Source organism: Chelativorans xinjiangensis, assembly GCF_009812055.1.
Lineage (GTDB): Bacteria > Pseudomonadota > Alphaproteobacteria > Rhizobiales > Rhizobiaceae > Chelativorans > Chelativorans xinjiangense.
Window position 1 is genome coordinate 1 of record NZ_WQNH01000094.1, and the last position, 7100, is coordinate 7100.

The 7100-nt window shown below is 55.2% G+C and carries 2 protein-coding genes and 2 pseudogenes; 1 reads left to right on the forward strand and 3 read right to left on the reverse strand.

The window, feature by feature from the left end; genetic code table 11:
• Positions 1-81 precede the first annotated feature (81 nt).
• From GM910_RS26490 to GM910_RS27955, 3 genes and pseudogenes are all read right to left on the reverse strand, one after another.
• On the reverse strand, positions 82-516 hold the full coding sequence (locus GM910_RS26490; protein WP_159593831.1) for a TRAP transporter large permease subunit: 435 nt from the start codon (positions 514-516) through the stop codon (positions 82-84).
• Positions 517-574: 58 nt separating this feature from the next.
• Positions 575-943, reverse strand: a pseudogene (locus tag GM910_RS27950) (TRAP transporter large permease subunit); the annotation flags it as partial.
• A 58-nt stretch (positions 944-1001) separates the two neighbouring features.
• Positions 1002-1232, reverse strand: a pseudogene (locus GM910_RS27955) (helix-turn-helix domain-containing protein); the annotation flags it as partial.
• 325 nt (positions 1233-1557) lie between these two features.
• Here GM910_RS27955 and GM910_RS26505 point away from each other — a divergent pair.
• The gene (locus GM910_RS26505; RefSeq protein ID WP_159593833.1) at positions 1558-6852 is read left to right on the forward strand and encodes a YopT-type cysteine protease domain-containing protein; all 5295 of its coding nucleotides are present in this window, start codon (positions 1558-1560) and stop codon (positions 6850-6852) included.
• Positions 6853-7100 lie beyond the last annotated feature (248 nt).

Genomic DNA, 7100 nt, shown 5'->3' on the forward strand with positions numbered 1-7100 from the left:
GGCAATTGTTGATCTTGTGCGAGCCGGTGTGGTTCAATTCGTCGCGCTTGAAGTAGACCTTCGCGCCGCCCAGATGCTCGGTCAGGCGACCAGCACTGTCAGCCCGCAGATCGGCAGGACGGCAAGCATGGCGCGGCCGAGGCGCACCTCGCCGATCTGCGAGGCGATGAGCAGGCAAATGCCGTAAGGCGGCGTGATCAGCCCGACGGAAAGCACGATGGTGCTGAGCACGCCGAGTTGCACCGGATCGTAACCCGCCTGATTGCCCAGCGCCTGGATGATCGGCAGGAAGATAAGCGTCGCCGAGATCGGGTTGAGCGCGGTGCCGATCAAGAGGAGGAAGCCGATCAGCAGCAGCATGATGCCGAAGCGGTTCGACGTCATGCCGGTGATGAAGTCGACGACGATCTCGGCAGCCCCCAGATAGGCGATCAGCCAGCCGAAGATGCCGGCGCCGGCCACGGTGAAGAGCGGCACCGCGAAGTCGATGACGGCATCCGTGAGGAGGCGCGGCATGGCGCGCAAGGGGGATGTCGCGATAGATCACCAGCGTCAGGAACAGCGCCCAGGCGACCGCGACGATGGACCCTTCCGTGGGCGTGAAATAACCGCCGACAATGCCGCCAAGCACCAGGACCGGGATGAGCAGCGGCGCGGCCCCTCGTGCAACGATGCTTCCAACCATCCGAACGCCCGGGAAGGGGTTGGCCGGGTAGCCGTGCCGGATGGCGAGAAGATACGTGTAGACCATCATGGACAGGCCGATCATCACTCCCGGTACCACCCCGCCAAGGAACAGCGCGCCGATGGAGACGTTGCCGAAAGCGCCATAGACGATAAGAATGATGGAGGGCGGGATGATGACGCCGAGCGTCGAAGATGCCGCCGTGGCCAAGGCGGTCCAGCCCGTAGAACATTCGCTCCACTTCCTGAATGAACTCACGGGCTTCAGTGGTCGGCTCCGACTTGCCGCCCTGTCGAAGAAACAGCCGAAAGCCTACGCTGCGTTCGAGGTCGGCAATCAAACGGCTGACGGCAGGCTGGGAAACGTTGAGAGCCTGCGCCGCAGCGGTGATGGAGCCGTGACGCATGACGAGGCGAAATGCCTGGATTTGCCGCTGATTAATGCCTGGATTTGCCGCTGATTCATGAGTGCCCGCAGTCCCGATATTCGACAATCCGAAGCCGACCCACCTCAGCCCGGCCGATCGACACTGCCAGACCCCCGACATTGCCGGCAAGCGCTACTTCGCAAAATCCTAGTCCGGATCATCGGAGCGCCGATAGGTGTCGGCAGCCACTTCAGCACCCTCCTGCTCGATGCGGTTCGAAGGAAGCCAAGCCTCTTTCGAACCTGAATTTCAGTTTCGCGACATGGTGACCACCATCTCGCCGCAACAGTTTCACGGACGATCATTCCTGTTTGGAACGCCAAGATTTATCTGAAATAAAGTTCATCAATAATATTATAATAATAATTGAACAATAGGATAACTATTGAAATCTCTGGGCGAATATGTAGAATATTATTGAATTTATACATGATAAGGCATTGTTATGGCAAGTAATATTCCCCTGCCTCCCAATAAAATTGGCACCCTCTTCGTTGAAGACCCCATCAATCGGAGCGCGTTGCAGAGCGCTGTCGGGGGAGGGGGCGATGAGGGAGGTGGTGCCGATTCCTATGGGACGATGCTCAAGAAAATGGGTGACATGCGAGGCATCTTTGAAAGGGTGTCGCAAGGGATCGAAATCAGCCGGACCAATGAGGAGAAGGACAGGTCGGCCTATTACACATCGGTGAGTGCGAAGCTGCTCGACCCGCGCTCCGCTGAGGGTACGAAGAAAATGCGGTCGGTCTTCGCCGCCGTCACGCTCGAGTTGGAGGCAAATGGCGGGGACATCGCCAAGTCGGAAACCCTCGTGGGAGCCGCAAAGGCGCTACTGAGCGCGCGCGGCATCGATCTGGCCGGGCTTAAGGCCGCGGAGCGTAAGAGGACGCTTGATGCGCTCGGCGAGGAGTTGCTTCAAACCTATTATAATCATATGGCCGACATGGTCGAGCTTCGACAGGAGCTGCTTCTTCTGCAGAGGCCGCATCCGGCTGAGTATATGGCCGACAGGCTGGGCGAATGGCTCGGCATCGCCAAGAATGACCGCGAAAAGCTTTTGTCGATCGAGCTGTCGTCGCCCGACGGCAAGAAGAATTTTTGGCGCTCTGCTTCGAATGATATCAATTCCAGCCCCTGGGGCTACACGCCCTTTGGATGGGTAGTGGGAGCAATAACTGGCCTTGTCGGCAACAACACCGCGCGTGGGGAGTGGATAAAGGAAACTCTGGGAAAGCTCAGGGCGTCTCTGACGATAGAGCCCGGAAAGGGACAGCAGTTCGAAGAGAATGCCGAGACGTTCTTAAACGAGATTGCAGATGGCCATAAGCTGGACGCCATCGAGGCGCTGAACTTTGCGGAACGATACAACGCGCACCACGAGGAATATGTCGCCTCTGCGGTAGCGAAATACGCCGAGTTGGAAACCTACAAGACTGCACTCCGATCTGGTGATCATGCCCTGTTCGCCGACGAAGAGGCGAGGGATGCACAAAGCCTGGCCGACAAGCTTGGCGAAGATGAAAAGGCGGAAAGGGACGAGGCCGTCGAGCGCTTCAGGAGCCTGCTCGATCGCAATAAAGACGCGCAGAAGACCGCCGATCTCGGGGATCTGCGCGGCAGGCGGCTGGACGTGGAAAAAACCGTCTCTCAGCTTACAACGGCAGGCGAGCGCGCCGATGGCGCGCATCTCGCCGCATTCCACATTCCCCGCGCTCATGGCTCCCTCGCCTGGACGGCAGCCGATATCTGGGAGGAAGGGCCTGAGGGCGACGGACGGTCAGGGCGGGGTCGTAGGGATTTGGAATCCAACGAACCTTTGACCCTTTCCCTGCCCGCGGCGATGGTCGAGTACGGCCATCCATCGAAGGGCTGGTCCGAAGGCGTGACCTCGAGCGATGTTGATGTCATCGTTGAGGCTGCCGCCTCATGGGCCAAGAAGGTAATCGAACGATACAGAGACCTCGACGAAGGCGGCAAAGGAGATATCCTCGACCATATTCGCGGTGCGGAGGGCCTCACATTCACCTTCTGGATTCGCGGCATCGCCAAAGATATCTACGAATTCTATGAACCGCACGAGGTAAAAATATCAGAAACACCGGAGCCCGGTGAAACGCTGAAAAATTATATTTCCCGCGTTGCAAAACAGGCGGGAGAGAAGGTGAGGGATTATTTTGGCGAGCAATGTACCGGCACTCGCGTAGACTACATCGCCGTGGGCGCGAAGTTACCGTTGGAAAGCCAGGTGGAGCGTTCACATCTTCCGCTGGGCCATCGGCTGCAAGCGTCTCTGGATCTGGACAACGGTCCGCTCATCATCGAGTACAATAAAGATTGGAAAGAAAGCGACGAATACAAAAATGTAAAGAAGCACGCGGCCAGCCTGGCAAATAAGATATGGCAGTACTATGAATTTGAGAACGCGAAACTCGAAGAAGATATTCTGTACAAGATCCAAGAGACCGGAGGACTCACGTTCTCCGGCTGGCTTGCCGATACAGACCTAGACGACGACAATTATTCCTTCACGAAGCGTATCGATCTCAAAGACGGCCAGTTCGATGGAACCCTGAAAGACTATGTCCAAAAGGCGGCTGAAGACTTTGCCGCAAGTTTCATCACAGAGGTCAAAGAGACCCAGGGCGAAGGCGACGTCAACATCCGGCATATCGGGATGAGAGCCGAACTGGCGAATGTCCGTGTGCAGGACGAGTATGCGGACTTCCCGCCCGAGCATTTGATCGCTTTCGGCATCGGCGGCCCGGCCGACGAGGCTGTATCATCGCCCGATCCGGCCGGCGCGACCTCAGCCGAGAACAGGCAGAGAAGGCACGCTGACGACAAGGCGACAGCGACGCTGGATACCGTGACCGTCGGCGAGGTCGAAACGAGCTATCAGACGAGCGCTACGGATACCGCGGCGGACCACCCCACTAGGGTCCGGGACCAGTTCACCAAGGTCCAGAACCAGCTTGCTACGCCGTGGGCCGAGAAAGTACTCAAGCAGTATGATGGCTTCGATGACGCCGCCCGAAAAGCCATTCTCGAGCATATCGGTGTGAAAGGAATCGAATTCACGATTCAGCTTCAGAATGGGGTAAGCGTACACGAACCAATTCAGGTGAAGCGGCGCACATGGGGCGGAGAAACCCTTGATAGATTTATTCGTCAGGCGGCAAGGGAGGCCATAGAAATAGCAAGCAATATGCTAGTGAACGAAAAGTCGTCTATCGCAAACTTCAAGTACATAACGATGAGCGCCGAGTTGCCACTCGTGGCCCATCTTGAGCGCGCGCTGATCCCCGAAGGCCATGCCATTGAGCTGGATCCGGATCTGGGAAGGCAGCCCCTCTTCATCGAGCACAGCAAGTCCTGGAACAATACGGACGATTACAACGCCATCTCCAAGCATGCGGCTAAGCTGGCTGAGAAAATATCGCAGCGTTACTCTTTCGAAGACGAACGTCTGGAGAAAAATATTCTGCATGCGATCCAGCACACGGGAGGGATAACATTCTTCGGTCGGCTCGCCGACACAGACTTCAACGACAACGAGTATGTCTGGGAGAAGGTTGTCGATCCGGTTTCCGGCTCGTTTGACGGCACCTTGCAAGGCTATATCCGCAAGGCCGCCGAGACCTTCGCGGGCGCATATATCAAGCATATTCGCGACGATGAAGGTGAGGGGGCCATCAACATCGAGCATATTACGATGAGGGCCGAACTGGCCGACATCCGGCTAAAGGATGGCGGTCCCTCGTTGCCGGAAGGCCTCGATCCAGCTTCGGATGGAGGCAAACGCGCCATGCAGGCCAAGTTCGCTGCCATCACCCAGGAACTGAAGGCAAATGGCGGCGATGTCTCAAAATCGGACACGCTTTTGGAGGCCGCGCGTTCGTCCCTGAAGGCGCGCGGCATCATTCTCGGTCAGTTGAAGCCAGAAGAGGCTCAGTCCGCTCTTGCGGTGGAAGGAGAAGAACTGCTCAAGACCTATTATAACTATGTAGTGAAGACCATCGGGTTTCAGCAGGAGTTGCTTCTGCTCCACCGGCCGCATCCGGCCGAATATGCCGCAGAAGAACTGGGCAAATGGCTCGGCATCGCCAAAAAGTACCGCTATAGGCTGGCTGATGAGGTGAAGCAATGGACGTCCTATGTATATGAAGACGGGAATGACGGGTACATTTCTGAGGCGTATTTAAAGCCAATGCTGGAAACCGCAAGATGGATTGACATACTTGCGGATGATCGAATTAGATCTAGGTTGAATTATTCAAATAATGAATCAATTCGAAAGAAATTAATTGATGAATTAAGGGAGCTTGTTGATAAGGGAAAATACGGTAAGTTCGATAAAAATATTGTATATCTTTTCACTTCAGATGTTGCTGGAGATATAAATAATGATGAGATTGAATGGAGCCTCAGAAACATAAAGGATAGTTATGATATATATTATAAGAGTTATATAAAGGAATCCACCGCTGTCTTCCGCAAGCTGGAGGCTGAAAAGATTCTCCTCCGCTCAGGCGACTCCTCGCTGATCTCCCGGGCTAAACCAGACGCATTGGAGGGGTTGGTGGAGGAGCTTGGCGGAGGCTCCGCCCGCAAACTGGATGCTGCGGTCGCATACTTCAGGAAGTTGCTCGAGAACCGCCGGGATGGAAACCAGCTGCACAATCTGGAGAGTTTGAAGCGAAAGCGGTTGGAATTCGCAAGGACCGCGTTCTCCCGGTTTCCTATTGTTGGCGATTTCGTCAATCTGGGGATCGATGCCGTGCGGGGCGATTGGGAGAATGTGGCGCACGATGCACTGCGTGATGCGGCCTTTGCAGCCATGTTCCTTCCGGCTGTCGGGCCGGAGCTCGGTTCTGTTCTCTTTGCCGCCGATGCAACCTGGGGCGAAGGCTCCAGCCTCGCGAGCTACTTTGAGGCAAAGCAACGCGGCGACGACGCGGGCGCGGCAGCCGCCTTCGACGGCATTCTCGGTAATGGCCTGGGCTTGATGATGAGCGGTATCCCGCTTGTGCACGGGTCCCTCGCCGCCAGGACAAGCGAGGCGATAGCGCTGGAAGACTTTGAAATGAAGGGGAATATAAACAGGGGAGGCCTGCTTGGGAAATTGATTCCGGAACAGATGTACGCAGATAATTTCCCTGAAAATCTTTCGAAAGAAACCCCTGCGCCGAAGTATGAAGGAATAACACCTAAGATTACAGCATTTACATCATTAATTCAAGAAGCAAATACATATGTTGAGGAATATGAAAGTTCGCCTGGGGGTGTGTGTGCGGCCTATGTTTCTCTCTGGTTGAAGAAAAATTTCAATAAATATGATTTATTATTGCCAAGGCTTTCTAGCGCAGGAGGAGTTAAAAAGTTTCTGGCCGAACTTCAATTGGATTATGAAGCTTATGGGACGGATAAGGGTCTTTTGGCGCGCAGAGGTATGCATATTGACAGCGAATTCGATAAAACTGGCGAAAGCGGAGTTTCCGAAATCCTGAATTCTGCCCGCCTTAAACACCGTCGCTACATCTATATGGCAGTGGACGGAGAGGACGGGGCCGGCCACGCTGTTGGCTTGGCATTGGGGAATGAGAAACCGGAATTTTTCGACCCTAACTGGGGTGTCTTCGAGTTTAAAAATTACAATGAACTTGCCGTATGGGTGCCAAGATACATGAAGAAGCACTACAAGAAAATTCACCGCGTCACTGCTTACAGCGTCCGAAGTTAAACTACGTCCCAAGGTCCGGCCCGTGCCGCGGGTGGTGAGGGGGGGCTTGCCGCTGAACCTTCATCCAGCCGCGGTTGGACGCCCATCGCGGGTGCATGGTGCTGCATCCAACGATAGATTGTCGTGTGGTCGACATCGATAACATGCTCGCACAACATGTCCTCAGTGCCTGAATCATAAAGATCGGTTGGATTTCATGGTCTTGCGAGCCGCCGCGTGAGCATGCGGATGCTGGCGATGAGAACCCA